Consider the following 25831-nt stretch of genomic DNA (forward strand, 5'->3'; position numbering starts at 1 on the left):
ACCCAAATAATGGGCATAACAAGCATTTTGGTTTACCGACAGCTTGGAGATGTTAAGGTACAAGGTGGGGTGGTCGTCAAAATTTTCATGAGGATGAAATATACCGCCGTAAGCCTTTATCGGAAAATGATGGACTGTGCCCTGAAAGAGGGGGCAGCAATGGCCTATCTCAATGCATTCAAAACACCTTATAAGGACTTGGAAGCGGTTAAAGCGGTTCCGGCAGAGGAATTCTTTGAACTCCACGAACGTTTAGATGATACCCTTGGACCTGGTTTTTCCATACGGGTAGGGCAGCAAATGAAAATCGAGGACTACGGGGTTTTGGGACTTTCGTGGCGCACTTGTTCCTATGTTGGAGAAATCTTTGAGCGCTCGGAACGGTATTTTAAGATGCTGTCCAACACCTATGTTTTTAAGGTGGAGAAGGGAAATCCCTTTTCTGTCATCCATTTATTGAGGGAACCCCACCGCAAGGGATTGGAGTTGTCTAACGAAGCCACACTTTCGGCAACGGTTGTCGTGCTTCGGGCCATGTCGGAGTCCAACATCTCTCCGACCGAAGTTTGTTTTAAACATAGTGCCCCTTCGGATATCAGTAGCTACGAAAAGGCGTTCAATTGTCCCATTCACTTCAATCAACCCCAGTATTCCATCTCCTATACCACGGCAGATTTGGCAATGCGAACGGCAAAGGCCGATGTAAGCATCAACCGCTTTTTGGTGGAGCGCGTAGAGGAGGAGACCAAGGGAATGGAAATTAATGCCAATAGAATTGCCAGCGATTGTGAAAACTTGATACAGGATGCTCTGCCCAGCGGTATCCCTAGCATACATCACATTGCAAGCCTTATGGGGATGAGCAACCGCACCTTGGCCCGCAGGCTTGCGGATAACGGAGTGTCTTTCCGGGATCTCATCAAAAAAACACAGGAGCGTATCGCTACGAATCTGTTAAGGAACAGTTCAAGAAGTATAGCCGAAATCGCCTTCGAAACTGGCTTTTCCGAACAGAGTGCTTTTAATCGCGCCTTCAAAAGATGGACTGACCTGACACCTGTGGAATTCCGTAATCAACAGTAGAACAGCGAGTTTGGCTTAAAATGTCAAAAGATTGGCAAAAAGGGTCAAGCATCGCTGACCCAATCATCCCAATTTTACACCCAGAATCAAAAACAGGTGTATTATGGATGTCTCTATCAAAACAATTTCTCTATTTGCTTCGGTCGTATTGACAGGATTATTGGCGGGTTTGTTTTATGCCTGGTCGGTATCGGTAATTCCCGGAACCCAAAAAGTATCGGACTTGTCTTATCTAGAGACCATGCAATCCATCAACAGGGCCATACTCAACCCATTATTTTTCATTGTTTTCTTTGGGAGTATTGTCGCTTTGGGAGTTGCGGCCAGTTACCAATTTCAAACGGATAAGTTGGCCTTTGGCCTGCTGTTGGCGTCATCCTTACTATATCTTTTGGGTACCATCGCAGTTACCGGTATGGGGAATGTCCCTTTGAACAACGAGTTGGAGGCCATGGACCTCTCCGCACTTGATTTGGAAAGAATTAAATCGTTTAGGGACTATTACGAAACCAAATGGAATCGGTTTCATACCATCCGTACCCTTTGTGCTTTAGCGTCCTTTTTGATATCCCTCATCACGGTATTCACAGAAATTAAATCATAACAATCAAAAAACGAACAGTCATGAAACATGTAAGAGCTATTGCGATAGGCATTTTTATCTGGATTATCGGGGTGAGCCTTTATACCTTTTCTTTTTATATCCCGATTTTGGAGAACCCTGAGCTACAAGCCAATATATTTCTGTCCATAGGCGTGGTACCGTTGGTTTGGTTCGGGTCAAAATTATACTACAGGAAAAATAACACCACCAAAGGTTACTGGTTAGGGCTTGTTTTCTTTTCGATTGCAGCGGTTTTGGATGCATTGGTCACAGTGCCCCTGTTCATAGAGCCCTATGGAGGAAGTTATTACAGTTTCTTCACCGCCATTGGCTTTTGGCTTATCGGAATGGAGTTTGTCATCACGGCAACGTGCTATTGGTACGTCGAGGTATATGGAAAAAAGGAAAAAGTCAATTCCTGATCATACCGATCATTTTTTGAAGTAGAACAAACATTAAAACTAAAAATAACAGTCATGAAAACAGAGAACATCTTAGTTATTGGCGGAACCGGAAAAACGGGCCGTCGTGTTGCAGAAAATGTAATTCAATCAGGCCACAACGTAAGGGTTGTTGGTAGAAAAACGAGCCCGGCATTCGATTGGGAAGACCCATCCTCCTATGCCGCCGCCTTAAAGGGGATGGATAGGGCCTACATCGTGTACTATCCCGACCTTGCCGTCCCGGGGTCTAAGGAAGCCATTGAAAAACTTACGGAGGCTGCCTTGCGCGAAGGATTGGAAAAGGTGGTGCTATTGTCTGGTAAAGGGGAGAAGGAAGCCGAGGCTTGCGAAGAAATTGTGGCCAATTCCGGTTTGAACTATACATTGGTACGTGCTTCTTGGTTCAACCAAAACTTTAGTGAGGGCGCTTTTTTGGAGTTCGTATTGAACGGTCAAGTGGCCCTGCCGATGCCAGAGGCGGAGATTCCTTTTGTAGATGCCGACGACATCGCCGATGTAGTGGCCAAAGTGTTAGTGGATGATCGCTACAACGGACAGACCATTACCGTAACCGGACCCCGAAAAATGACCTTTGGGGAGGCTGTGGAGGCCATGGCCGCAGGAATCGGAAAGGAAATACAGTTTCACCCCATCACCATTGAGGAGTTCAAAGCGGGAATGAAACAGGCCGGATTGCCCGACTCCTATGTTTGGCTCTTCGGATACCTGTTCCAAGAGGTATTGGGCAACCCGGACAATCAAGAAATATCTTATGATGTGGAAGAAGTTTTGGGACGGCCTGCCACTGATTTCAATACCTACGTAGAAAAAACCGTAGCCACAGGGATTTGGAACCAAGACCTCTCACATACCGTTTAAGGGAGGGTAATGTTTAAAACGGCAACTCGACCTAACCGTTGGAATTAATCACGCACGTACCAAACTGGTTTGGTACGTGCTAAACATAAATGTATGACCAAAGAGGAACGAATTGCAATGATAAACGTTAGCTGGGAACTGCACAATCAAATAGAAACGGCCTATGTACAGTACCCTGCCCAAAAAAATGATGAAGCCTGGTTGGAAAAACAGCGTTTGCTTTTGGCCGATATGGCCCTTCATCTTTTACAAACCTCTATAAACCCCGAAGAGGTTAAGTTGGATCGATTACGGGACAACTTGCATGCGATTTTGACTATTTCAGATCAGTTTTTGCCTGAGGTTGGTTTGAAAAAGATGACGGACAACCTTTATTCGGATACGAAAACCTAAATTAGAAAATGAGAACAACTTTTAAATTTATAACGTCCTTACTGCTTGTTTTAAATGCTGTTACTTCATATGCTCAAAACATTGGTGAGGAAATCAATATCCATCGCATATCCATAAAAATTGATAGCCTTTTAAGCCATTATAATGCGAACGAACCAGGTGTTGCGATTGGTTTGGTAAAGAACAATAAGTTGGTCTATGAAAAGTACTTTGGTATGGCCAATCTTGATTATGGGATACCAATTAATAAAGAGACTTCTTTTCATGTAGCTTCCGTATCCAAACAATTCACGGCATTTGCCATCCTCTTGCTAGAAGATGAGGGAAAACTGTCTTTGGATGATGATATTAGAACCTACTTGCCCGAAATGCACGATTTTGAGCCTAAAATAACCATTGCCCATCTCTTAAATCACACCAGTGGACTAAAAGATAAATACAACCTATTGCGCCTCTCAGGCTGGACGCTGGATGATGTCATTACCAATGAACAAGTATTGGAGCTTATCTTCAATCAAGAGACCTTAAATTTCAAGCCTAACGAAAAACATATGTATAGTAATGCCAACTATGCATTGTTGGCCGAAATAGTAGCTCGCGTATCGAAGATGTCCTTTTCAGAATTTACGCATCAACGCATTTTTGAGCCCCTACAGATGTATGATTCACAGTTCGTAGATCAGCAAGGACAGGTGGTTAAAAACAAAAGTCTTTCCTATCTCAAAGTTGATTCAACTTACGTAGAAGATTTGTTCAATAACTTCAGTGTAGGTGCTACCAATTTGAACACAACGATTACAGATTTGAGTAAATGGGCTATAAATTATCAGATAAAAACAGTTGGTAACGAGAATATCTTCAGAAAAATGAAAACCTTACGGCATTTGAATAATGGGGAAACTTATGGCTATGCTAATGGTCTGTTCATCAACAACTATAAAGGATTCAGACGCCTCGAACACAGTGGTCAAGATGCAAGTTATCAGGCGTATTTGGCAACCTTTCCAGAATTGAACTTCAGCGTGATTTTCACCAATACAAACGGTGAAATCAATGGTGCCAGGATGGTGTATGATATCATGGACATTTGTTTGGAACAATATGTGGATGATGAAACGCTCGAAAGCCCAGCGGTTGCAAAGTTGACCCATCAAAGCCCTGTATCAATTAAACCTGAAGAGTTAATGCAATATGAGGGTCATTATTGGGATGAAGGTGACAAATATTCCAGAGAAATAAAGGTGGAAAACGACACCCTGCGTTTCATCACAAAGAATGGCAACACTGCGTTAGTGCCGGTGGGCGAACATGCTTTTGAAATGGATATTGACGACTATTTGGGTATCTCATTTGCAGACAACAAGATGACCATCACACTGGATGATGGCTATCAAATCGTTTCGGAAAAATATACTCCCGCAAATTACAATGCTACGACACTTGAAGAGTTCACAGGAAAGTATTACAGTTCCGAGTTAAATGCCTATTATTCGTTTTTCATTGAAGAAGAACAGCTAACAGCAAAACACACAAGACTTGGGGACTTTCCATTAAAAGCAATCAAAAACGACTATTTTATTGGTCATAAAGGGTCGTTTCTGAAAGTGGTCTTTGTAAGAAACGCTGCTAAGGATGTTCTTGGATTTGAAGTATCGAGCAGCAGGGCGAAAAATGTATCGTTTACAAAATTGAAATCATGAAAAAACCATATTTTATATTTCTTCTCTTATTGTTCCTGTTGTTTTCTTGTACCAAAGAAACCTCATCTAATTTGATGCTGTTGGATGCCGATATTCCAACAGACACGCCTCTGATTTTTGGGGAAGGAATTATCTCTACCGACGGTTATGAGTTTGCCATCACCTTTAGTCCTGAAATGGACGAACTCTATTTTACACGTAGACAACCAGAAAAGGACAATGAAGTTTATACTATGAAATTGTTTGATGGTAAGTGGTCAAACCCAGAGCCGGCATTTTTTACCGCATCTGAAGGCTGGGATTTTGAACCTCATATCAGTCCAAATGGTGATAAACTCTATTTTGGAAGTACAAGACCACTACCTGACTCTTTAAAATCAAATGGGTTGCATCAATGGTACAGCACCAAAACTGAGAATGGATGGGATGTTCCTATTCCGTTAGAACCTCCATTTAGGGACAAATCCATCATCATGTATTTAACCTCATCAGAAAATGAGAACCTATATTTTACGACTGGAGAAAAAGGAGATGCTCCAGAAGATTGGGTGATTTATAATTCGATAAAAGAAGATGGTCAATACCAAAGCATTGATAGAATGGGAAAGGAAATTAACGCTACTGGTAAATGGGTGGCCCATTCCTATATCGCTCCAGACGAAAGCTATATGATATACGACTTTAAGAGTGATTCAGGTTATGGCGAAAGTGATTTATACATCAGCTTTAACCAAAATGGAACATGGACCAAACCCCATAATCTAGGACCTAAAATAAACACTGACCAAACAGAAATGGCAGCAAGCGTATCACCCGATGGTAAGTATTTATTTTTCCATAGAGGAATTGAAAATAAAGGCAATATTTATTGGGTAGCATTTGATGCTATAAAAGAAAATTTATTGAAAAAGTTGGACTCAAACATAGAAGCTGGTAAAAATAAGGATGGGAAATCATATCGTAATAACTCATCAGTCTTGGAAACTGTTTATTTTGGTGAAAAGCCACCCGAATTAATACCTAAACCTTTTAACCCTAAAATTATATCATCATCCGGGAGGTTCGAAGGTGGCAGGTTTTCACCAGATATGAAGGAATTCTATTTTTCAAGAAAAAACAAGGAATATAAAAAGCGTAATTTTTATGTGATTCGATTTGATAATAACCATTGGGGCGAAGAGTCTGAGATAGATATAAAGTGGCCAATATTTTCAACCGATGGAAATACAATGTATACAGGAAAGAGTTACAGAGAAAGAAATGATGAGGGTTGGTCAGAACCCAAAAAACAAGGTGAATTCTTAAAAGATATGGCTCATGGTATGTCGGTTTCATCAAATGGAAATTTCTTTTTTGCTGTTTATAAAACTGAGGACATGGGTATAAATGGCTCTATTTACACTTTTTCTGATAGATACGAATATCCAATGAAATTGAGTGGTGCGATTAATACGGGTAAATACATAGCTCATCCTTATGTAGCGCCAGACGAAACTTATTTAATATGGGATGTAGTAAGGGAAGATGGATTTGGCCAGGCCGACATCTATATTAGTTTTAAACAAAAGGATGGTACCTGGCTACCTGCAATAAACATGGGAGATAAGATAAATAGCCCTGACCAAGAAAGTGGTGCTAGCGTCACCCCAGATGGTAGGTTTCTTTTCTTTTCTAGAACAAAGAAAAAAATCATGGAAGATGGCAGTTCATATGAGATGGTGAAACCTTATTGGGTGGATGCACAGATTATTGAGGAACTCCGACCTAAACAATAACAAACAATGAATAAAAAATATTTTCTTCAATCCGTAATAGGAATAAGTTTAATGTTAGTTGGCTGTCAACAAACGAATTCTAATTTGGATTATTTTAATCAAATACCACCAGCAAATACGCCGAAATTATTTGCGCCGACCATAGTTAATACCGATAGCATTGAAATCAATACGGTATTTAACACATCATTCACTGAACTATTTTTTACAAGAATCATTGATAAAAAATTTGTCATTCACCATTCTGAATTCTTTGATGGTAAATGGAGTATCCCACAACCCATACAAATGTTTGCAGAGTATGAAAAGGAGTCAGTTGCCATTGATCCTTCTATCAGCCAAGACGGAAAAACCATGTATTTTCTTGGTATAAGTCCAGAAGATAACTCCAACAAATCCAAACCTGACATCTACAAAAGCCAGAAAATAGATGGTAATTGGCAATTGGCCACAAAAGTTGGCTATCCCGTATCCACTCAGGAATATACAGAATCGTACCCTGTTGTGGTCGCCGATGGCAGCTTGTATTTTACATCCAACAGACCTGGTGGCCTAGGGAAAGGAGATATCTATCGTGCTCAATATTTAGGAAATGGAAAGTTTGATACACCAGTGAATATTGGTCCAGAAGTCAACTCTGAAAAAGGAGAAAGAAGCACTTATGTTTCACCAGATGAAAGTTTTCTGATCACTGCAAATACGTACACTGATGAAAAAGGATTTGCGGTCTCGTTCAAGAAAAATGGCAAATGGCAGAGACCTGTTCCTTTTGATCTTGGTGAGAATATAGATGAAAATTGGGTGTACTATTGCCCTTATATGTCACCAGATAACAACTATTTTTTCTTCTCAAAAAGATATAGTTCCCCTCCAAACAGTGGCTGGAACGGGGTTACAAAAGGAGAAGTATACTGGGTAAATTCCGATGAAATTTTCAAAAAAGATAATTGAAAAGGAGTTGATAAGAATTAGGACTGGTAATGATCATGAACTTCAGAAAAGCAACCATCAAGGACGTACCTAACATTGTTCAAATGATCGCCGATGATGCTTTGGGAAGTACACGGGAAAAGTATACCATCCCTTTGCCACAAACCTATTATGATGCTTATGAACGCATCGACTCTGACCAAAACCAAGAACTTACTGTGGTGGTAAACGAAAAAGATGAAGTCATTGGAGTTTTTCAAATGACGTTCATTCCCTATCTGACCTACCAAGGTGGTGTTCGTGCCCAGATTGAAGGGGTACGCGTGCACAAGTCGTATCGCAACCAAGGTGTTGGAAAAACCATTTTTCAATGGGCTATCCAAATAGCAAAGGAACGTAATGCCCATCTATTACAGTTGACCACCGACAAAAAACGTCCAGATGCCATCCGTTTTTATGAATCTCTAGGGTTTAAAGCCAGCCATGAAGGCATGAAAATGCATTTTCAATAATTACCATAGTGATTTTGCCCGGAGTGACTTCAGAAATCATTTTGATCTACTCCTCAATGGGTACACCATAAAAGGCGATTCAAATCGAACGGTCTATTAAAAAATCCGGCAATTCTATTCTGTCCGTTTCAGATTGGCTAGGTATTTAGTAGATTTGGGGTTCAACCAAACTATTCAACTGACTCATGAGCTTAAAGCAACGTTCTTTTTCCTTTCTTTTTTCATTTTTACTGAGTGGTGCCCTTTTCGCACAGGATTTTGAAGCCTTGCAATACCGTACCATTGGACCTTCCCGAGGAGGTCGTGTAACTACAGTAACCGGAACTCCTCTGCAACAGGGAACCTTTTATTTCGGGGCCTCTGGTGCTGGGGTATGGAAAACCGAGGACTATGGCACCTCTTGGTATAATGTTTCTGATGGCTTTTTTAAAACACCTTCTATCGGTGCGATTGAAATCGCTGCCAATGATCCCAACATTGTCTACGTCGGAACGGGTTCTGACGGTATCCGAAGTAATATTATCTCTGGTAAAGGAGTGTACAAATCCATAGATGCCGGCAAAACATGGGAGCACATCGGCCTGGAGAATGCGGGCCAGATTGGTGCCGTGGAAATAGACCCCACCAATAGCAATATTGTTTGGGTGGCGGCTATAGGAAACGCCTTTAAACCCAACGAAGAACGAGGTGTTTTTAAAACTACCGATGGCGGAAAAACCTGGGAAAAAGTATTGTATGTTTCCGAGGAAACGGGCTTTGCCGACTTGGAATTATTGCCAGGCAATCCCAATGTAGTGTACGCAGCCGCATGGAAAGCGCGAAGGACCCCATGGACCATAGATTCTGGGGGTAAAAATAGCGAAGGTGGCATCTATAAATCAGTAAATGGAGGAAAGGATTGGGTGAAATTGGAAGACGGACTCCCAAAAGGTTTGATCGGTAAAATTGATTTGGCCGTGTCCCCAGTGGATTCCAGCATCCTTTACGCCGTTGTTGAAGCCCCGGGAGACGACCGAGGATTGTACAAATCGGTGGATCAAGGAAAATCCTTTGTCCATGTTTCGGATGATGAGCGATTGGTCAACCGACCATTTTACTATACCAATATTGAGTTGGACCCCACCAATCCCGATATTGTGTATTCCAATGCCAACCCATTGATCAAATCCGTGGATGGGGGCAAGACTTGGACACGCATGAGTGTCCCCCACGGCGATAACCACGATATATGGTTGAACCCGGATAATCCCGATTTGTTGATCCAATGTAACGATGGAGGTGCCAATGTATCGCACAATGGCGGAAAAACATGGTCCACACAATACAACCAACCTACCGCGGAGATCTATCAAGTGGCGGTGGACGACCAATACCCCTATTGGGTCTATGGCGCTCAGCAGGACAATACCACCTTGGCCATTCCCAGCATGGCGCCTTCGGCAACTTCTCCAATAAATGGACCGGTGATGTTGGATGTAGGGGGATGCGAAACCGGACCGGTGATCCCCATGCCGGGCAACCACTACATCGTTTACAACAATTGTAAAGGACGCTTTAGCGTATACAGCAAGAAAACAGGACAAAGCCGTGAATATTCCATTGGGGCATCCAACATTTACGGACACAATCCAAAGGATTTAAAATACAGATTTCAGCGGGTGGCACCCATCCATGTGTCCCCTTACGACCCCAAAACCGTTTACATGGGGTCCCAATTTTTGCACAAAACCAGCAACGGTGGCCAAAATTGGGAAATTATCTCCCCCGACCTTACGGCCAATGAACCCGATAAACAAGTAATTTCCGGTAATCCCATTACCCGTGACATTACAGGCGAAGAATATTACAGCACCCTATATTCCATCAGGGAATCGAAAATCAGCAAGGGCTTGATTTGGACCGGCTCCAACGATGGGGTGATCTCTGTGACCAAGGACGGCGGGAAAACATGGAAGAACGTCACACCCAAAAAAATGCCCAAAGGTGGTAGGGTGGAGTCTGTGGAGCCATCACAGTTTAATCCGGCCAAGGCCTACATCGCCGTGGACCGTCATTTATTGGGCGATGAAACACCCTATCTCTATAAAACCGATAACTATGGGGAAAGTTGGGAGCTCATCAGTACTGCTTCCAATGGAATTCCTTCCGATTATACCACAAGGGTTTTACGGGAAGACCCAGTGCGTGAAGGATTGCTCTACGCTGGAACTGAATATGGAATGTTTGTGTCTTTTGACGATGGCACTACGTGGAAAAAATTCCAGCAAAACCTGCCCGTCACCCCCATTACCGATATAACCCTATTCCGAGGGGATTTGGTATTGAGTACCATGGGCCGCGGTTTCTGGATCTTGGACAAAGTGACCACGCTTCAAGATGAAAAAATCACACAATTGGGTGATAGTCCTGTATTGTTCCAACCCGACGACACCTATCGCTATCAAACCCCATGGGGAGGTGATTTCCCAAATTACCCATCAACCAGTGTAATTATTGACTACTACTTGCCCTCTGATGTCAAGGACGGGGTGAGCCTGCAAATTTTGGATGCCCAAGGCAAAGAGGTAGCCACCATTGTCAGCGACTCCACCCAGTTGAAATCCACTTCGGAGAAAGTGGAGGATATGAGCCTGAGCATGACCTTTGTCTACATGGATGAAAAATTGGAAACCAAAAAGGGCATCAATCGTTTTGAGTGGAACTTGGAACAAAAAGGGGCTTGGGCGAAGAACAAAAGAAGACGTTACCGAAATGGCCCCATGGCCTTGCCGGGCAAGTACAAGGCCAAGTTGACCGTTGGTAACCAATCTTTCGAAAAACAGTTTGAGATTCTGATGGATCCGAAATTGGAGGATGATGGCGTTACCATGGCCGATTTGCAGGCCCAACAGGCCCTTCAGTTAAAGGTGATAGATTTATTGTCGGAGGCTCGAATGCTTCAAGATAAGGTAGAGGAAAAGATAAAGGAACTTGAAAAAGCAAATGCAGGCGAAAGTCAACTTCAGCCATACAAAGATATTTTAAAGGAACTCAAAAATGATGAGGGCGCCTATCCCGAGGTGGTAATGGTTGCCCAAATTTCCTATTTGTATTACATTTTAAGTAGTGGCGACAAAGTACCCGGGCAAGAAGAAAAAGACCGTTACCAAGAATTATTGACCCAGTTCAATGCACTCAAACAAAAAGCCAATTTATAATTTGGACCTGGTCTGAAAGGTATACATCATTCTGAAGCCCCGCTTTTTGGCGGGGCTTCAGTGTTCTTTGATGAGCTTCAATGCAATTCTTCACAATAAAACCCCTGGTTTTTCAGGAGTGAAGCAATCGTTGGAGCGTGAAGGCTTTGTGTTTCCACCCGAAGAATTTTATCGCAATCCTCCAAGTCAAAGTTCCAGCACCCATTGCTATTGACCAACTTGTTCAACCAAGGACGAAGTTGGTTCACTTCGCCCTTTTGTTTTACCGAGGTTTTGAATACGAGTATAGTCTTCATGGCTTCGATTTAATCGCGATCGTAAAAAAACGGTGGTTCAATCCCCAAGGAACGCAGGTAAACATACCCCTGGGCTCGGTGGTGCACCTCATTGTCAATAAAATAAAGGATAGAGGATTGCACAGAACCTTCGTATTGGCCAAAAAGTTTCACGTGCTCTTGATAGCGAGCTTCCGAAATTTTTGCCCACAGCTTGTTGATGTCCTCGGTGTCTTGGTCCCATTTTGCCAAAAACTGGGCTTTGGTATTCCCAAAATCCCGGTGCTCATCAAAATCTCCGACTTTACCGGAAACAATTTCAATGAGTCCGGGAACCGCAATGGCGAAAAGCTCTTTCACCATCTCGGAAAAGGGTCTCATCCCACCGATACTATAGGTGAAAAACTCTTTTTCGGGAAATGCCTCGATGAGTTTTCGTGTAAGCCGCCTGTGACCTTGGTAATGTTCCAAGAATTGTGCGGGGGTAATGACTTGGGCCGATGTTTGTTCATTAATGGTGTTTTCCATGAAATTGTGATTTAAAGGTTTATTGTTTCTGAAACCAAAATTAGGAGGGGTGGGTGACAGCCATGTGTCAGTAGTAAAAAACAACATCAAAAAAAATCGTGTTGACAGTCCGTTGTCACTGGTCAACCCTAGTTTTATCAAATTATAAATGATTACATATGAGCTGGAAAAGAACTCCCATCCACGGATTGAAATCCTATCTTTGGGATATAGCTCACACAATTATGGGAATGGACACCGTAAAACGTTTTGACCGAATAGTAGCCATTTTGGTACAGTTACAAAGTAAGCGTATTGTTAAGGCCCAAGAGCTTGCAGACCGTTTTGAGGTTAGTTTGCGGACCATTTATAGGGACATCAGAACCCTCGAAGCCTCCGGCGTGCCCATTGTGAGCGAGGCCGGGGTGGGCTACTCCATCATGGAGGGCTACCGTTTGCCCCCAGTGATGTTTACCCGGGAGGAAGCGGGAAGTTTTGTGGCAGCCGAAAAACTGATGCAAAAATTTACCGATAAATCCTTAGGGGCCTATTACGAATCTGCCATGTTCAAGCTCAAATCCGTATTGAGGGGCAAGGAGAAGGATTGGGTGGAAACATTGGAGTCCCAAGTATCCATAGTTCCCGGTCAGGTGTTGTTCAATGCTGAGGTGCCCGATGCCCTGGAAATTTTGTTCGAGAGCATTGCCGAACGCAAACAGGTATTCCTGCGGTACGAATCCCTTCGGGAAGAAGCACCCTCTGAACGCCGCATTGAGCCAGTGGGCCTTTTTCATGAAAACGGTTTTTGGTATATTCTGGGCTACTGCCATCTGCGGATCGATTATCGTCATTTTAGGACAGATAGAATCCATAAAATCAACAGAACATCTTTGGATTTTATCCTAGAACACGGTACTATGGACGAACATCGCCAGAAAACCGAAGCAGTGGAAAAAACCAAAGTGAGGATAGTGGTGGATAAATCCGTGGCCAAGTATATTCGCGGACAGTGCAAATATTACGGGCTGATTTCCGAACACACCAAAGGTGACGAAGTGGAAATGACCTTTATGACCACCGATTGCCATAACGGTTTTGCACGTTGGTATCTGATGTTTGCCGACTATGCGACCATAGTGGAACCCCAAAAACTCAAAGATCGAGTGGGAGAAATATTGACCAATAGCCAAAAAAGATTGTTGACCTAAAAAAAGGAAATGGATTTATTTACGGAACAGATTGATCCATCCAAAAATTGGTTGCCCAAGGATGGGGTAGTGAACTATTTTGGCCCGATTATACCGTTGGAGCAAGCCGATGACTTCTTTAAAATCCTTGCGGATACCATTCCTTGGGAAGCGGATGTGGTGCACATGTTCGGCAAGCGCATCGTAACCAAGCGAAAAGTGGCCTGGTATGGTGACCAACCTTATGATTACACCTATTCCAACAGTACCAAAAAGGCGTTGCCATGGACTCCCACACTAAGGGAACTCAAGGAAATGGCCGAAAACCTGACCAACGAAACCTATAATTCATGCCTGTTGAACCTGTATCACACAGGAGAAGAGGGGATGGGTTGGCATACGGACAACGAAAAGGAACTTAAAAAGAATGGAGCCATAGCCTCCTATAGTTTTGGGGCGGAACGCAAATTTGTATTTAAGCACAAAACCACCAAGGGAAAGGTGGAATTGCTGTTAGATCACGGAAGCCTGCTGGTGATGAAAGGCGCAACACAAAACCATTGGTTGCATCGTTTGCCGCCCACCAAAAAGGTGGGGTCTGCTAGAATTAATCTTACGTTTCGAACAATAATATCCCAATAGATCAATAGGAACAATTTAATGATACGGTAATGGAGGATAGCTGCATGTTTCGGCAAGACCTCTTATCTTGCATCAGCGTTAATACAAACATCGTGAAGCACATTCCTTTTATTCTTTTTTTCTTTGGATTGATGGTACAGGCCAATGCGCAGAGCATCGACCTGATTTCCTATAATATCCGGTTTGATAATCCGGGAGACGCGCCCAATCATTGGGACAACCGAAAGGATTTTTTGATTTCCCAACTCAACTTTTATCGGCCCGATGTATTCGGTATCCAAGAAGGATTGATTCATCAGGTAAAAGAAATTGATAATGGTCTAAAAGAGTACGCCTATTTTGGGGTGGGTCGTGACCATGGGGATGAGCGCGGGGAGCACACCGCGGTTTTTTACAACACCACAACGGTGAAACTCATCGAACAATCCACCTTTTGGTTGTCCACCACTCCCGAAAAGCCATCCAAAGGCTGGGATGCTGCATTGCCCCGAACATGTACCTACGGTCTTTTTGAAAAAAGGGAGGATGGCACCCGTTTCATGGTTTTCAATACCCATTTTGATCATGTGGGTGCAAAAGCTAGGGAAGAAAGTTCCAAATTGATTCTTGAAAAAGCCAAGGAGCTGAACACTGAGGATGACCCCGTGGTTATTATGGGAGATTTCAATCTGGAAAGTGATAGCAAAGGGGTTCAGGTAATCTTGACCGCAATGGCCGATGCCCACATTGCAGCAGGAACCAATGCTTTTGGTCCAAAGGGGACATTTAATGGGTTTAAATTTAATGAGCCTGTGGAGCGGAGAATCGACTATATTTTTGTTTCAGATGACTTCGAGGTGCTTAAAAGTGCCATTTTGAGCGATTCCAGGGATACCCGATATCCTTCCGATCACTTGCCTGTTTTTGCCCGATTGGCCTACTAAAAAATAAAGCTTGGCTTGTTGCATTTATCACAGTCCAAATACCAAATATGGCCGAGTTATTTATACTGGTTTTAAGTAAGGACAAAAAACCAAAAAACAATGTTAATTTTAACAGGATGTTTAGGTTTCTCCACTCATTTTAGACAATAAATCTTTAACTTGAAGGACAATTAATCAACTCATATGGCTTCATTTACACTCAACATTAATGGAAAACAACAGGAGGTGGATGTAGATCCGTCTACACCCATGCTCTGGGTTTTAAGAGATCACCTCAATTTAGTGGGAACAAAATATGGATGTGGTATCGCACAATGCGGTGCTTGCACGATTCATTTGGATGGAACGGCAACAAGGGCTTGCATGCTCACCGTGTCTTCCGTAGGAAATTCGGAAATCACTACGATAGAAGGATTATCGGAAGAAGGCGATCATCCGGTCCAAAAAGCTTGGTTAGAGGTGGATGTGCCTCAATGCGGGTATTGTCAGGCGGGTCAGATCATGACCGCTTCCGCACTTTTGGAGAAAAATCCAAACCCGACCGACGAGGAAATCGAAATGGCCATGAACGGTAACATCTGCCGTTGTGGTACCTATACCAGAATCAAGAAAGCCGTCAAGCTAGCGGCCAAATCATAAATCCAAAAAACAGTAATCATGACACTTGTAAAGACTAAAATAGGACGACGCGCCTTTATTCGGAATGCAGGACTGGCCAGTGGTGGACTCGTTATTGGGTTTAATTGGTTGGCTTCTTGTAAAATGACGCCCGAGCAGGTCAACAGCCTGCCCAAGGAGTGGTTCGAACTGAACGGCTTTTTAAAGGTGGGCGACAATGGTTTGGTAACCATTATGTCCCCAAACCCTGAAATAGGACAAAACGTAAAAACATCCATGCCCATGATCGTGGCCGAAGAGCTCGATGTGGCCTGGAAAGACGTTATAGTGGAACAAGCACCCCTAAACACTGCTATCTTTACCCGGCAGTTGGCCGGAGGTAGCCAGTCCATCCGACAAGGGTGGGAAGGTTTGCGAATGGCCGGTGCTACCGCAAGATATATGTTGAAAGAGGCGGCAGCTCAGGCATGGGGCGTGCCAGCCAACGAAATCACCACTAAAGATGGAACCCTGACCCATGAAGCCAGCGGAAAATCGGCCGGATATGGTGAAATGGCCTCTGCTGCAACGAGCATTGAAGTGCCCGACGAAGTGGAACTCAAGGACAACGATAGTTTTTCCATTATCGGTACCGACAAAAAAAACGTGGATGGTAAAGCCATTGTAACCGGTAAACCCTTGTTTGGATTGGATGTATACAAGGAAGGTATGTTGACAGCGATGATCGTTCATCCCCCTGCGTTCGGAATGAAATACAAGGGAATGAACGCCGATGCCGTAAAAACAATGCCCGGAATCAAAGATGTTTTCCACTTTGAGGTCTATCCTGAAGGCATGGAAAAACAATGGTCCGATCAAGGAGGTATTCCAGAATTGGTGGCCATCGTAGGGAACAGCACTTGGGAATGCATGCAGGCAAAAAAAGCGCTCAATGTAGAGTGGGAGCAAGACTCCATGGCCGAAAGCACCTCCTATCACGAAGAGTCCTTGGCCCAACTGTTGGAAAAGCCCACAGAGACTCCTGCAAGAAAAGATGGTGATGTGGATGCGGCTTTCAAAAAGGCGGCAAAAATTGTGGAAAGCACCTATTCGGCACCTTACTTGGCGCACAATACCATGGAGCCCATGAACTTTTTTGCACATGTTACCCCAGAAAAGGCTGAACTTTTAGGGCCCATACAGACCCCGGAATTTGCAGAAAAATCTTTGGCTGCCCGTTTGGGCATGCCCTTGGAAAAAATAGATATCATGATGACCCGAATGGGCGGTGGTTTTGGTCGTAGACTTTATGGCCCGTTCGTTATCGAGGCCGCCGTGATCTCCCAAAAAATGAATGCACCCATAAAATTGGTGTACACAAGGGAAGATGATATGACCCAAGGTACATACAGACCCTCTTATAAGGTTAAGTACAGGGCCGGGCTGGATGAAAATGGCAATTTGATTGCATGGCATGTACGAGGCGCAGGAACCAACGATGATTTGGTTTTCGAAAATCGTTTCCCAGCGGGTGCCGTGGATAATTACCTGGCAGAAAAGCATAGCTTGTCCACCAATGTAACTACTGGAGCTTGGAGAGCACCACGATCTAACTTTATTGCAGGGGCCGAACAAGCCTTTATGGATGAAGTGGCCGAAGCTGCCGGAAAAGACCCATTGGAATTTAGATTGGAACTTTTTGATAGGGCCATCAACAACCCTGTGGGCGATCCGGAAAAGAACGATTACGATCCAGAACGATATGCAGGCGTCCTTAAGTTGGTCAAAGAAAAAGCCAATTGGGGTACCGATACGGGCAAAGCGCGTGGGGTAGCGGCCTATTACTGCCACAATTCCTATGTTGCACAAGTACTGGAACTGGAAGATGGGGGCGATATGCCCAGAGTGGATAAAATCACCTGCGCTGTGGATTGCGGAATTGTAATCAATCCACTGGCAGCCAAAAACCAGATTGAAGGAGGTATGATCGATGGTATCGGTCACGCCACCTACAGTGCCCTGAGCTTTGAAAATGGTAGACCGGAGCAGTCCAATTTTGATACCTATCGACTCATTCGTCACTCCGAGGCACCTAAGAATATTGAGGTGCACTTTGTGGATAACGGTATCGACCCGACTGGGTTGGGAGAACCTTCCCTGCCCCCGGCAATAGGTGCATTGTCCAATGCACTGTACCAAGCAACGGGAAGACGCTTTTACAAGCAGCCATTCATTAACGACAAGCCACCATTGGTAGGTTAGGCAGTACCGTTCAACATATTTTTAAAAACCTAAACTGGTCAGTAGCGTTTTGTTACTGGCCAGTTTTGCTTTTCACTAATCGTCATTTTTATTTTTAAGACATAAAATATTGATAATCATTGGTTTGTGTTGATGAATTTTTTATGTAAAAAAACTTGCAGTATTGGATTTTTAGTTATGTTTGCCCCATAAATGAGTCCAGCCAAATTGGACGCATTGCCTATAAGCTTTGAAGACTTTTTTCATGTTCGGGCTTTTGGGGATAAGAAAGTCTACCCAACAAGCCGTCTTAAGAACAAGACACCGGATACACGGGCTGACTTTCGAAAAACCACATGATATCAGCCGTGATATTTCACGGATTCCCTACTTTGTACCCTATACCGTATTTGAATTTCGTATTTGAGAAATGGTGATTTTTCTGGTTCTATATTTCTCACTATCTTTTATTCAACAACGAAATTTAAATGAAAACAAAGTACATCGATCTGATCGAGCAAACCTATGATTTCCCACAAGAGGAATTTCAATTGAACAACAACAGACTGGAGTTTCACGGTATTGATCTATTTGGATTGGTCCAAAAATATGGTAGCCCCTTAAAGTTTACCTATTTGCCCAAAATATCCGATAATATCCAAAGGGCAAAGGGTTGGTTCAATGCAGCCATCAAAAAGCATAAATACGCCGGTAAGTACCATTATTGCTACTGTACCAAAAGTTCCCATTTTGAGCATGTCCTCAACGAGGCCTTGAAAAACGACATCCATATTGAGACCTCGTCAGCCTTTGACATCAACATTGTGCAGCACCTGAAGAAAGCTGGTAAAATTACCAAGGATACTTTCGTGATCTGTAATGGTTTTAAACGAGATCAATACATCAACAACATCGCTGGATTGATCAACAATGGTCATAGGAAGTGCATTCCCATTATCGATAATTACGAAGAAATCAACTTGTTGGGCGAAGCCATTGATGGCAAGTTCCAGATCGGGATTCGGATTGCATCCGAGGAAGAACCCAAGTTTGAGTTTTATACCTCAAGACTGGGTATTGGTTACAAGAATATTGTACCCTTCTTTAATCAATCCATAAAGCCAAATGAGCAAGTTGAGCTCAAAATGCTCCATTTCTTCATTAACACGGGAATTCGCGATACCGCCTATTATTGGAACGAGCTGCTCAAATGTTTGAAGGTGTACATCAACCTAAAAAAGGTGTGTCCTACGTTGGATAGCCTTAATATAGGAGGTGGGTTCCCCATCAAAAATTCCTTGGCATTCGAGTATGATTATGAGTATATGGTGGACGAAATCATCCATCAAATTGGTCAGGCCTGTCAGGAAGCAGGAGTGGAGCCTCCCCATATTTTTACCGAATTCGGAAGCTTTACCGTGGGCGAAAGTGGTGGTACCATTTACGAAATCCTCTACCAAAAGCAACAGAACGACCGCGAAAAGTGGAACATGATCAATTCCTCCTTCATCACAACCATGCCGGATTCTTGGGCCATAAGCAAAAGATTTATCATGCTGCCCATCAACCGCTGGAACGACGAGTACGAGCGTGTGCTTTTGGGCGGACTTACCTGCGACAGTGACGATTATTACAATTCGGAACAGCACATGAACGCCATTTATCTGCCCAAATATCGAAAGGACAGGCCACTTTACATTGGATTTTTCAATACAGGGGCCTATCAAGAAACAATCGGTGGATTTGGAGGATTGCAGCATTGTTTGATTCCTCATCCCAAACACGTTTTGATCCAACGGGATGAAGAGGGCAACCTAGAAACATCGGTTTTTGCCGAACAACAGACAGCTGGAGAGTTCCTGTCCATTTTGGGTTACGAAAGCAAGGATAAGACAGATGAATTGGTTGAAGCCGATGATGTGTCGGTATCTAGCAATAATTGAAAAAGAAATCAATAAAAAAATGAAAACAGAAAGAACATATGCCGGTATTCCAAAGGAATACGGTTCGGCCGAAAAGGCCAAAGTAGTATTGTTGCCCGTTCCCTACGATGGTACCAGTACTTGGGGCAAAGGTGCGGACAAAGGTCCGGAAGCCTTCTTGGAAGCCTCGGAGAATATGGAAATCTATGATATTGAAACGGATAGCGAAGTGTACAAACAGGGCATTTATCTAGCCGATACCCTGGATGGTTTTGATACACCCGATGCTATGGTGGAATCCGTTCACAAAACGGTGAAGGATTACATCAACCGAAATAAAATGGTAACCATGTTTGGTGGAGAGCATTCCATTTCCATTGGAGCGATCAGGGCATTCAACGAGTGTTTTGAAGATCTTACCGTTTTGCAAATCGATGCCCATGCCGACTTGCGAAAAGAATACGGTGGCACCAAATACAATCATGCCTGCGCGTTGTACGAAGCCAATGAGACCACCAATTTGGTACAGGTGGGGATTCGTAGCATGGACCACACCGAAACCTTGGTGATGGACAGGGACAACGTATTCTTTGCCCATGAAATGGTTTCCGATGATTTTTGGATGGATGCCGCCTTGGACTTGATGACGGACAACGTGTACATTACCTTCGATTTGGATGCCTTCGACCCATCCATACTGCCATCGACCGGAACACCGGAACCTGGTGGGCTGTTTTGGTACGAGACCCTCGACTTTTTGCGCAGGGTTTTCAGTGAGAAGAATGTCGTAGGTTTTGATATCGTGGAACTATGCCCCAATGATGTGGACCGCTCGTCAGATTTCTTGGCAGCGAAGCTCTACTATAAAATGTTGAGCTATAAATTTTCAAACAATAACGAATTTATGGATGAAAGTTTTGAGGACGATGACGACTTCAAAAAATCCAAAAACAATTTAGAAGATTACGATGAGTAACAAAGGAGAAATATCAAAATTCATACAAAAATACTTTTTGCACTTTAACTCGGCCGCCCTTGTGGATGCCGCTAAAGGGTACGAAGATCAACTGGGAAAAGGTTCAAAAATGTTGGTGTCCTTGGCCGGCGCCATGAGTACAGCTGAACTTGGGAAAATCTTCGCAGAGATCATCCGTACCGATAAAGTCCACATTGTCTCCTGTACCGGGGCCAATCTGGAGGAGGACTTGATGAACTTGGTGGCGCACTCCCACTACAAAAGAGTGCCCAATTATCGGGATTTGACCCCCCAACAAGAGTGGGATCTATTGGAAAATGGCCTCAACCGTGTAACCGATACTTGCATTCCGGAAGAAGAGGCTTTTAGACGACTTCAGAAGCATATTTATGATATTTGGAAAGAGGCCGATGACAAAGGAGAACGTTATTTTCCGCATGAATTTATGTACAAACTGCTGTTATCCGGGGTTTTGGAGCAGTATTACGAAATAGACATCAAAGATTCGTGGATGTACGCCGCAGCGAAAAAGAACCTGCCTATCGTGGTTCCAGGTTGGGAAGACAGTACCATGGGGAACATTTTCGCCAGTTACGTGATCAAAGGAGAATTAAAGGCCAGCACCGTCAAATCCGGTATCGAGTACATGACCTTTTTGGCCGATTGGTACCAAAAAAATTCGGAAAACGGGATAGGTTTCTTCCAAATTGGAGGTGGTATTGCAGGGGATTTCCCCATTTGCGTGGTGCCCATGTTATACCAAGATCTGGAACAGACCGACACCCCTTTCTGGAGCTATTTCTGCCAAATTAGTGACTCAACCACAAGTTATGGCTCATACTCCGGAGCTGTTCCCAACGAAAAGATTACTTGGGGCAAGCTGGATATCGACACCCCAAAATTCATTGTAGAATCCGATGCGACCATCGTGGCGCCTTTGATTTTTGCTTATTTACTAGACATGTAACCATGAGGAAAGGACAAACCCCCGCTTTAAAACGAGTGATCGTAGATTTTAAGAAATTGGACAAGCACATGCTCAACCTTCTGGTGGAAAAATTTCCCGATGGTTACGATGATGACGATATCGTGACCTACAGGAACGCCAATAACGAGGTGGTGGAGTGTGTTGAAGTCCGTACCGAGGACACGGCCTATCTGGTCAAGGTGAGCAAACGATTGGTCATGGCCATGGAGGATTTTGATGATTCGGACAACGATTCCGAGGACGAATCCGATTTGAACACCGACGAACTGGAAGGTTCCGAGGAGGAATAGTTGTAACAATAACATCATATTTTACCGAAATGGCATCAGAGGCATTGGCCCTGCATCTTGCCACCAGTATCAACATAACTGCGTGCAGGAAAGCCTTGGACAAAGAACTGATTGTAGGGGATAGGGACGAGCTTTTCTATTCCGATGCATCGCGTTACCTCTATATATTCAGGTATGGGGTGGTCTCGTTTTTTGGGTATTCGGAGTCCGAAATAGCCCAACTTTTGAAGGAAATTGAGCCCTATTGTGAAGAATGGCGTCCATCCGACATCAACGAAACCATGGAAATGGAGTTGGTGTCCGATCGGGAAAACGCAACCATAGAAAATGAAAAGGTGCTGCTGCCAAAATCAAACGTAGAAGGCATACGTTTGGCCCTGTTACATTTGTCGCAGTCAGTGGCATTGGATTATTATGCAGGTCTGTCCGAACAGGCCATGAAAGAGACCCGCGAGCATACCACCTATTTGGAGGAAAACGGAAAATTGGACATCGGCGGCAAAAAGCTAAAGCGGCATATTGCAAAAGTATTGAACATAAACAACCAGATTTCCGAAAACCTGTATATTTTTGATTCCCACGAAGTAGTTTGGGAAGATTTGGAACTGGACCGATTGGATAAGGGCCTCAAACAAATCTTTGACCTAAAGGAAAGGTATAGGAACATAAAGGAACAAGGACATGTGATCAAGGAAAACCTGAGCCTCTTCATGAACATAATGGACCACAGGGAGAGCAGTAGGCTCGAGTGGATTATTATTATATTGATTTTGGTAGAGGTGGTAGACTTGTTCATTATGCGATTAATCAGTTAAAAAGACAGTATTTTGAGCGATATTAAAGTTTTGGGCAGCGAAGAATGGTGCCGTTTCGATGATTTGGGAATTCCGGCCATAAAGGCCAGAGTGGACTCTGGGGCAAAAACATCATCCATCCAAGCCAGTAAGATCAAAGTATTCAACAAAGGATTGGAAGAATGGGTTAGGTTTGAGGTCAATCCCGTTCAAGACAATAGAAGCATAGGAATTCTTTGCCAAGCCAAATTGGTCGATGTACGAAACGTAAAAAGCTCGGCTGGTATCGGTGAAGAACGACCGGTGATACGGACCAAAGTAAATATTGCCGGTAATGTGTTTGAAATAGACCTTACCTTGGCCAATCGGGATACCATGGAGTATCGGATGTTATTGGGCCGTGAAGCCATGAATGGAAGATATCTGGTAGATCCTTCCCAAAGTTTTCTTCAAGGGGATATTACGGACGATGAGTTGGAAGAGAAGTACAAGCCATATACCACAGAAAAAAAGGGCTTGCGCATAGGGCTTTTGGCCAGTAATCCCAATTTGTACAGCAACAAGCGCATTATCGAGGCTGGCGAAATGAGAGGTCACAAAGTCGTCTTTTTAAATGTGGAACATGTGTATATGAAGTTGGATGCGGCCACCCCCGAAATCAGATATCGCGGAGGGAACATTTTGGACAAGTTCGATGCCGTGATTCCCCGAATCAAACCTGCTGTCACCTTTTATGGCTGCGCCTTGCTGCGACAGTTTGATACCTTGGGCGTTTATTGTTTGAATTCAGCTGACTCTATTGGTAGATCTCGTGATAAATTATTTGCCTCACAATTGTTCTCCAAAAACGATATTCACATCCCAACAACGGGCTTCGCCAAATCCCCGATGGATACCAAGGACCTTATCCGTATGGTGAGCGGTGCCCCTTTGATCATAAAATTATTGGAGAGTACCCAGGGCAAAGGGGTAGTGTTGGCAGAGACCAACAAGGCCGCAGAAAGTGTAATCAATGCCTTTAAGAGTGTACAGACCAACATCTTGGTACAGGAGTTTATCAAAGAGGCCAACGGACACGATATCCGTTGCTTTGTGGTGAATGGCAAGGTGGTGGCCTCCATGCAACGGACTGCGCAAAAAGGCGAGTTCCGTGCCAACATCCACCAAGGAGGAGCGGCTTCAAAGGTAAAAATCACTCCAGAAGAGCGTAAATTGGCTATCAAATCCGCGAAGGTTTTCAATTTGGATGTGGCCGGTGTAGACCTTATTCGTTCCAACAAAGGACCATTATTGTTGGAGGTAAACTCTTCTCCCGGTCTGGAAGGTATCGAAAATACCACCGGCAAGGATATTGCCAATGTAATGATCGAAACCATTGAGCGTAAACTGAAATACAAGCAATAATTTTGTTTTTTTGATTAAATAGCTGGAATTCAACATTTTGCTATTTTTGTCATATTTTCCTACGCAAGGTCCAAAAAACGCATCGATCAATTCAAAAGGGGCATCCGTCAATTCAGAAGGCCCATCCGTAAATTCACCCACTAAAAATCCAACGGGCAGCACTATGTTTGTACCAGATAACGAAAGCTGCCAAGCTTGAGTTAAAACCTTAAATAGGATTGGGGTGATTTATAGGGTACTAAGTGTTCTTTACCTGACATCTTATTTGTTAACAAGGTTTACGTTGCTCCAAGGGGTTTTTTGAGGTTGAGCCCCTTGGTTGTAACGGTTTCTAAGATCAAATATATGTTCCCATAAATTTGACCTACTTTTTCGGAAAGGAGCCGGTCCATCCGGCTCCTTTTTATTTATGGGCTTTTTTTGCCCGAGAAAGGTCCTTCACCCCAATTGTTTACATCTTTTAAAAAAACTGGAAAACCTGATGGTGTAAGTTTTTGGACAAAAAACCTACTTTTGTAAGGTAATTTATCAGGAGAAGATTTATGTCAGAACAAGTGGAAAGAATCAAAACATTGATTATCGGATCGGGTCCAGCAGGGTATACCGCTGCCATTTACGCCTCTAGGGCGGATTTAAAACCAGTTTTATATACGGGAATGGAGCCCGGTGGCCAGTTGACCACCACTACTGAAGTGGACAACTTCCCAGGGTACCCCGAAGGAGTGGATGGTCCCACCATGATGATGCAGTTGCAACAACAGGCCGAAAGGTTTGGAACGGACGTGCGCATAGGTATGGTAACCGCAGTGGAGTTGAGCGATGAAGTAGGAGGTATCCATAAAATTACCGTGGATGATAGCACACAGTTGGAGGCCGAAACTGTTATTATTTCAACCGGAGCATCCGCGAAATATTTGAATTTGCCCAGCGAGCAACGTTTAAGGGGCGGAGGTGTCTCTGCTTGTGCCGTTTGTGATGGCTTCTTTTATAAAGGACAAGAGGTCGCCATTGTTGGGGCAGGGGATACTGCCGCCGAAGAGGCATCCTATTTGGCCAATATCTGTACCAAAGTGACCATGCTCGTCCGTAAGGATTACATGCGTGCCTCCAAAGCCATGCAACATCGCGTGAACAGTTTGGATAATATTGAAATCCGATACAATACAGAGGTTGAAGAAGTATTGGGCGAACAGGTGGTAGAAGGCGTTCGTGTGGTGAACAACGAAACAGGGGAGAAGGAAGATATCCCTGTAACAGGACTGTTTATTGCAATCGGTCACAAACCGAACACGGATGTGTTCAAGGGACAATTGGATATGGATGAGACAGGCTATATCATCACCCAGCCCAAATCCACCAAAACGAACAAACCCGGCGTTTTTGCCAGTGGCGATGCACAGGACAAAATCTACAGGCAGGCAGTTACCGCGGCCGGTACGGGCTGTATGGCGGCCTTGGATGCCGAACGCTATTTGGCAGCCGTGGAGAGCAAAGAGCTTCAGGCTTCGGAATAGATTTTGACTATGAGACACAAAAAAAGGCACTGATTTCAGTGCCTTTTTTTTGTGA

Annotated in this window: 24 protein-coding genes; 22 read left to right on the forward strand and 2 right to left on the reverse strand. The window is 43.7% G+C overall.

Features of this window, described 5'->3' with window-relative positions; genetic code table 11:
- The first annotated feature begins 93 nt into the window (after positions 1 to 93).
- From RBB12_RS06045 to RBB12_RS06090, 10 genes are all read left to right on the forward strand, one after another.
- Entirely contained in the window at positions 94 to 1083 is a 990-nt protein-coding gene (locus RBB12_RS06045; RefSeq protein WP_306013256.1) for an AraC family transcriptional regulator, read from the forward strand.
- A 103-nt stretch (positions 1084 to 1186) separates the two neighbouring features.
- Positions 1187 to 1687: a DUF1772 domain-containing protein gene (locus RBB12_RS06050; protein ID WP_306013255.1), complete on the forward strand. Its 501-nt coding sequence runs from the start codon at positions 1187 to 1189 to the stop codon at positions 1685 to 1687.
- A 20-nt stretch (positions 1688 to 1707) separates the two neighbouring features.
- Entirely contained in the window at positions 1708 to 2109 is a 402-nt protein-coding gene (locus RBB12_RS06055) for a DUF5367 family protein (protein ID WP_306013254.1), read from the forward strand.
- Positions 2110 to 2163: 54 nt separating this feature from the next.
- Positions 2164 to 3009, forward strand: coding sequence for an NmrA family NAD(P)-binding protein (locus RBB12_RS06060; RefSeq protein WP_306013253.1), 846 nt, complete (start codon positions 2164 to 2166; stop codon positions 3007 to 3009).
- A 93-nt stretch (positions 3010 to 3102) separates the two neighbouring features.
- Positions 3103 to 3402, forward strand: coding sequence for a hypothetical protein (locus tag RBB12_RS06065; RefSeq protein WP_306013252.1), 300 nt, complete (start codon positions 3103 to 3105; stop codon positions 3400 to 3402).
- A gap of 8 nt (positions 3403 to 3410) precedes the next feature.
- Positions 3411 to 5102, forward strand: a complete 1692-nt coding sequence (locus RBB12_RS06070) for a serine hydrolase (protein ID WP_306013251.1) — start codon at positions 3411 to 3413, stop codon at positions 5100 to 5102.
- Positions 5099 to 6877 (forward strand): hypothetical protein, encoded by a 1779-nt coding sequence (locus RBB12_RS06075; RefSeq protein ID WP_306013250.1) that lies wholly within the window; start codon positions 5099 to 5101, stop codon positions 6875 to 6877. The genes RBB12_RS06070 and RBB12_RS06075 overlap by 4 nt, the downstream gene beginning before the upstream one ends.
- Positions 6878 to 6883: 6 nt before the next feature.
- Positions 6884 to 7828, forward strand: coding sequence for a hypothetical protein (locus tag RBB12_RS06080; RefSeq protein WP_306013249.1), 945 nt, complete (start codon positions 6884 to 6886; stop codon positions 7826 to 7828).
- 35 nt (positions 7829 to 7863) lie between these two features.
- Positions 7864 to 8319 carry a GNAT family N-acetyltransferase gene (locus tag RBB12_RS06085; RefSeq protein ID WP_306013248.1) on the forward strand — a complete coding sequence of 152 codons (456 nt, stop codon included), beginning with the start codon at positions 7864 to 7866 and terminating at the stop codon, positions 8317 to 8319.
- A gap of 185 nt (positions 8320 to 8504) precedes the next feature.
- Positions 8505 to 11516: a VPS10 domain-containing protein gene (locus tag RBB12_RS06090; RefSeq protein ID WP_306013247.1), complete on the forward strand. Its 3012-nt coding sequence runs from the start codon at positions 8505 to 8507 to the stop codon at positions 11514 to 11516.
- 77 nt (positions 11517 to 11593) lie between these two features.
- Here the strand turns inward: RBB12_RS06090 and RBB12_RS06095 are convergent, their stop codons facing one another.
- Positions 11594 to 11812 carry a hypothetical protein gene (locus tag RBB12_RS06095; RefSeq protein ID WP_293282067.1) on the reverse strand — a complete coding sequence of 73 codons (219 nt, stop codon included), beginning with the start codon at positions 11810 to 11812 and terminating at the stop codon, positions 11594 to 11596.
- Positions 11813 to 11821: 9 nt separating this feature from the next.
- Positions 11822 to 12319: a DinB family protein gene (locus tag RBB12_RS06100; protein ID WP_306013246.1), complete on the reverse strand. Its 498-nt coding sequence runs from the start codon at positions 12317 to 12319 to the stop codon at positions 11822 to 11824.
- A 224-nt stretch (positions 12320 to 12543) separates the two neighbouring features.
- Here RBB12_RS06100 and RBB12_RS06105 point away from each other — a divergent pair, with 224 nt between their 5' ends.
- From RBB12_RS06105 to trxB, 12 genes are all read left to right on the forward strand, one after another.
- The gene (locus RBB12_RS06105; protein WP_306013471.1) at positions 12544 to 13506 is read left to right on the forward strand and encodes a helix-turn-helix transcriptional regulator; all 963 of its coding nucleotides are present in this window, start codon (positions 12544 to 12546) and stop codon (positions 13504 to 13506) included.
- A 9-nt stretch (positions 13507 to 13515) separates the two neighbouring features.
- Entirely contained in the window at positions 13516 to 14127 is a 612-nt protein-coding gene (locus RBB12_RS06110) for an alpha-ketoglutarate-dependent dioxygenase AlkB (protein ID WP_306013245.1), read from the forward strand.
- 92 nt (positions 14128 to 14219) lie between these two features.
- Positions 14220 to 15050, forward strand: coding sequence for an endonuclease/exonuclease/phosphatase family protein (locus RBB12_RS06115; RefSeq protein WP_313882855.1), 831 nt, complete (start codon positions 14220 to 14222; stop codon positions 15048 to 15050).
- 183 nt (positions 15051 to 15233) lie between these two features.
- Positions 15234 to 15689: a (2Fe-2S)-binding protein gene (locus RBB12_RS06120; protein ID WP_127141510.1), complete on the forward strand. Its 456-nt coding sequence runs from the start codon at positions 15234 to 15236 to the stop codon at positions 15687 to 15689.
- 18 nt (positions 15690 to 15707) lie between these two features.
- Positions 15708 to 17909, forward strand: a complete 2202-nt coding sequence (locus tag RBB12_RS06125; RefSeq protein WP_306013244.1) for a xanthine dehydrogenase family protein molybdopterin-binding subunit — start codon at positions 15708 to 15710, stop codon at positions 17907 to 17909.
- A 467-nt stretch (positions 17910 to 18376) separates the two neighbouring features.
- Positions 18377 to 19831: an arginine decarboxylase gene (locus tag RBB12_RS06130; protein WP_179384089.1), complete on the forward strand. Its 1455-nt coding sequence runs from the start codon at positions 18377 to 18379 to the stop codon at positions 19829 to 19831.
- Positions 19832 to 19850: 19 nt separating this feature from the next.
- The gene (gene speB, locus RBB12_RS06135) at positions 19851 to 20786 is read left to right on the forward strand and encodes an agmatinase (protein ID WP_179384088.1); all 936 of its coding nucleotides are present in this window, start codon (positions 19851 to 19853) and stop codon (positions 20784 to 20786) included.
- Positions 20779 to 21753 carry a deoxyhypusine synthase family protein gene (locus tag RBB12_RS06140; protein ID WP_293289166.1) on the forward strand — a complete coding sequence of 325 codons (975 nt, stop codon included), beginning with the start codon at positions 20779 to 20781 and terminating at the stop codon, positions 21751 to 21753. Before speB ends, RBB12_RS06140 begins: the two co-directional genes overlap by 8 nt.
- A 2-nt stretch (positions 21754 to 21755) precedes the next feature.
- Positions 21756 to 22064 (forward strand): hypothetical protein, encoded by a 309-nt coding sequence (locus tag RBB12_RS06145; protein ID WP_179384086.1) that lies wholly within the window; start codon positions 21756 to 21758, stop codon positions 22062 to 22064.
- 29 nt (positions 22065 to 22093) lie between these two features.
- Positions 22094 to 22879, forward strand: a complete 786-nt coding sequence (locus RBB12_RS06150; RefSeq protein WP_306013243.1) for an RMD1 family protein — start codon at positions 22094 to 22096, stop codon at positions 22877 to 22879.
- A 12-nt stretch (positions 22880 to 22891) separates the two neighbouring features.
- A complete protein-coding gene (rimK, locus tag RBB12_RS06155) occupies positions 22892 to 24262 on the forward strand; it encodes a 30S ribosomal protein S6--L-glutamate ligase (RefSeq protein ID WP_179384084.1) in 1371 nt (456 codons plus the stop codon).
- 542 nt (positions 24263 to 24804) lie between these two features.
- Positions 24805 to 25776 carry a thioredoxin-disulfide reductase gene (trxB, locus tag RBB12_RS06160; protein ID WP_306013242.1) on the forward strand — a complete coding sequence of 324 codons (972 nt, stop codon included), beginning with the start codon at positions 24805 to 24807 and terminating at the stop codon, positions 25774 to 25776.
- Positions 25777 to 25831: the final 55 nt, after the last annotated feature.

The sequence above is a fragment of the Allomuricauda sp. MMSF_3307 genome (genome assembly GCF_030733585.1).
In the GTDB taxonomy this organism is placed as follows: domain Bacteria; phylum Bacteroidota; class Bacteroidia; order Flavobacteriales; family Flavobacteriaceae; genus Flagellimonas.

Bases quoted from the DNA above. Each gene is read 5' to 3' on its own strand.
- RBB12_RS06045 (WP_306013256.1), top strand. From the start codon at position 94: ATGAAATATACCGCCGTAAGCCTTTATCGGAAAATGATGGACTGTGCC.
- RBB12_RS06050 (WP_306013255.1), top strand. From the start codon at position 1,187: ATGGATGTCTCTATCAAAACAATTTCTCTATTTGCTTCGGTCGTATTG.
- RBB12_RS06055 (WP_306013254.1), top strand. From the start codon at position 1,708: ATGAAACATGTAAGAGCTATTGCGATAGGCATTTTTATCTGGATTATC.
- RBB12_RS06060 (WP_306013253.1), top strand. From the start codon at position 2,164: ATGAAAACAGAGAACATCTTAGTTATTGGCGGAACCGGAAAAACGGGC.
- RBB12_RS06065 (WP_306013252.1), top strand. From the start codon at position 3,103: ATGACCAAAGAGGAACGAATTGCAATGATAAACGTTAGCTGGGAACTG.
- RBB12_RS06070 (WP_306013251.1), top strand. From the start codon at position 3,411: ATGAGAACAACTTTTAAATTTATAACGTCCTTACTGCTTGTTTTAAAT.
- RBB12_RS06075 (WP_306013250.1), top strand. From the start codon at position 5,099: ATGAAAAAACCATATTTTATATTTCTTCTCTTATTGTTCCTGTTGTTT.
- RBB12_RS06080 (WP_306013249.1), top strand. From the start codon at position 6,884: ATGAATAAAAAATATTTTCTTCAATCCGTAATAGGAATAAGTTTAATG.
- RBB12_RS06085 (WP_306013248.1), top strand. From the start codon at position 7,864: ATGAACTTCAGAAAAGCAACCATCAAGGACGTACCTAACATTGTTCAA.
- RBB12_RS06090 (WP_306013247.1), top strand. From the start codon at position 8,505: ATGAGCTTAAAGCAACGTTCTTTTTCCTTTCTTTTTTCATTTTTACTG.
- RBB12_RS06095 (WP_293282067.1), bottom strand. From the start codon at position 11,812: ATGAAGACTATACTCGTATTCAAAACCTCGGTAAAACAAAAGGGCGAA.
- RBB12_RS06100 (WP_306013246.1), bottom strand. From the start codon at position 12,319: ATGGAAAACACCATTAATGAACAAACATCGGCCCAAGTCATTACCCCC.
- RBB12_RS06105 (WP_306013471.1), top strand. From the start codon at position 12,544: ATGGGAATGGACACCGTAAAACGTTTTGACCGAATAGTAGCCATTTTG.
- RBB12_RS06110 (WP_306013245.1), top strand. From the start codon at position 13,516: ATGGATTTATTTACGGAACAGATTGATCCATCCAAAAATTGGTTGCCC.
- RBB12_RS06120 (WP_127141510.1), top strand. From the start codon at position 15,234: ATGGCTTCATTTACACTCAACATTAATGGAAAACAACAGGAGGTGGAT.
- RBB12_RS06125 (WP_306013244.1), top strand. From the start codon at position 15,708: ATGACACTTGTAAAGACTAAAATAGGACGACGCGCCTTTATTCGGAAT.
- RBB12_RS06130 (WP_179384089.1), top strand. From the start codon at position 18,377: ATGAAAACAAAGTACATCGATCTGATCGAGCAAACCTATGATTTCCCA.
- speB (WP_179384088.1), top strand. From the start codon at position 19,851: ATGAAAACAGAAAGAACATATGCCGGTATTCCAAAGGAATACGGTTCG.
- RBB12_RS06140 (WP_293289166.1), top strand. From the start codon at position 20,779: ATGAGTAACAAAGGAGAAATATCAAAATTCATACAAAAATACTTTTTG.
- RBB12_RS06145 (WP_179384086.1), top strand. From the start codon at position 21,756: ATGAGGAAAGGACAAACCCCCGCTTTAAAACGAGTGATCGTAGATTTT.
- RBB12_RS06150 (WP_306013243.1), top strand. From the start codon at position 22,094: ATGGCATCAGAGGCATTGGCCCTGCATCTTGCCACCAGTATCAACATA.
- trxB (WP_306013242.1), top strand. From the start codon at position 24,805: ATGTCAGAACAAGTGGAAAGAATCAAAACATTGATTATCGGATCGGGT.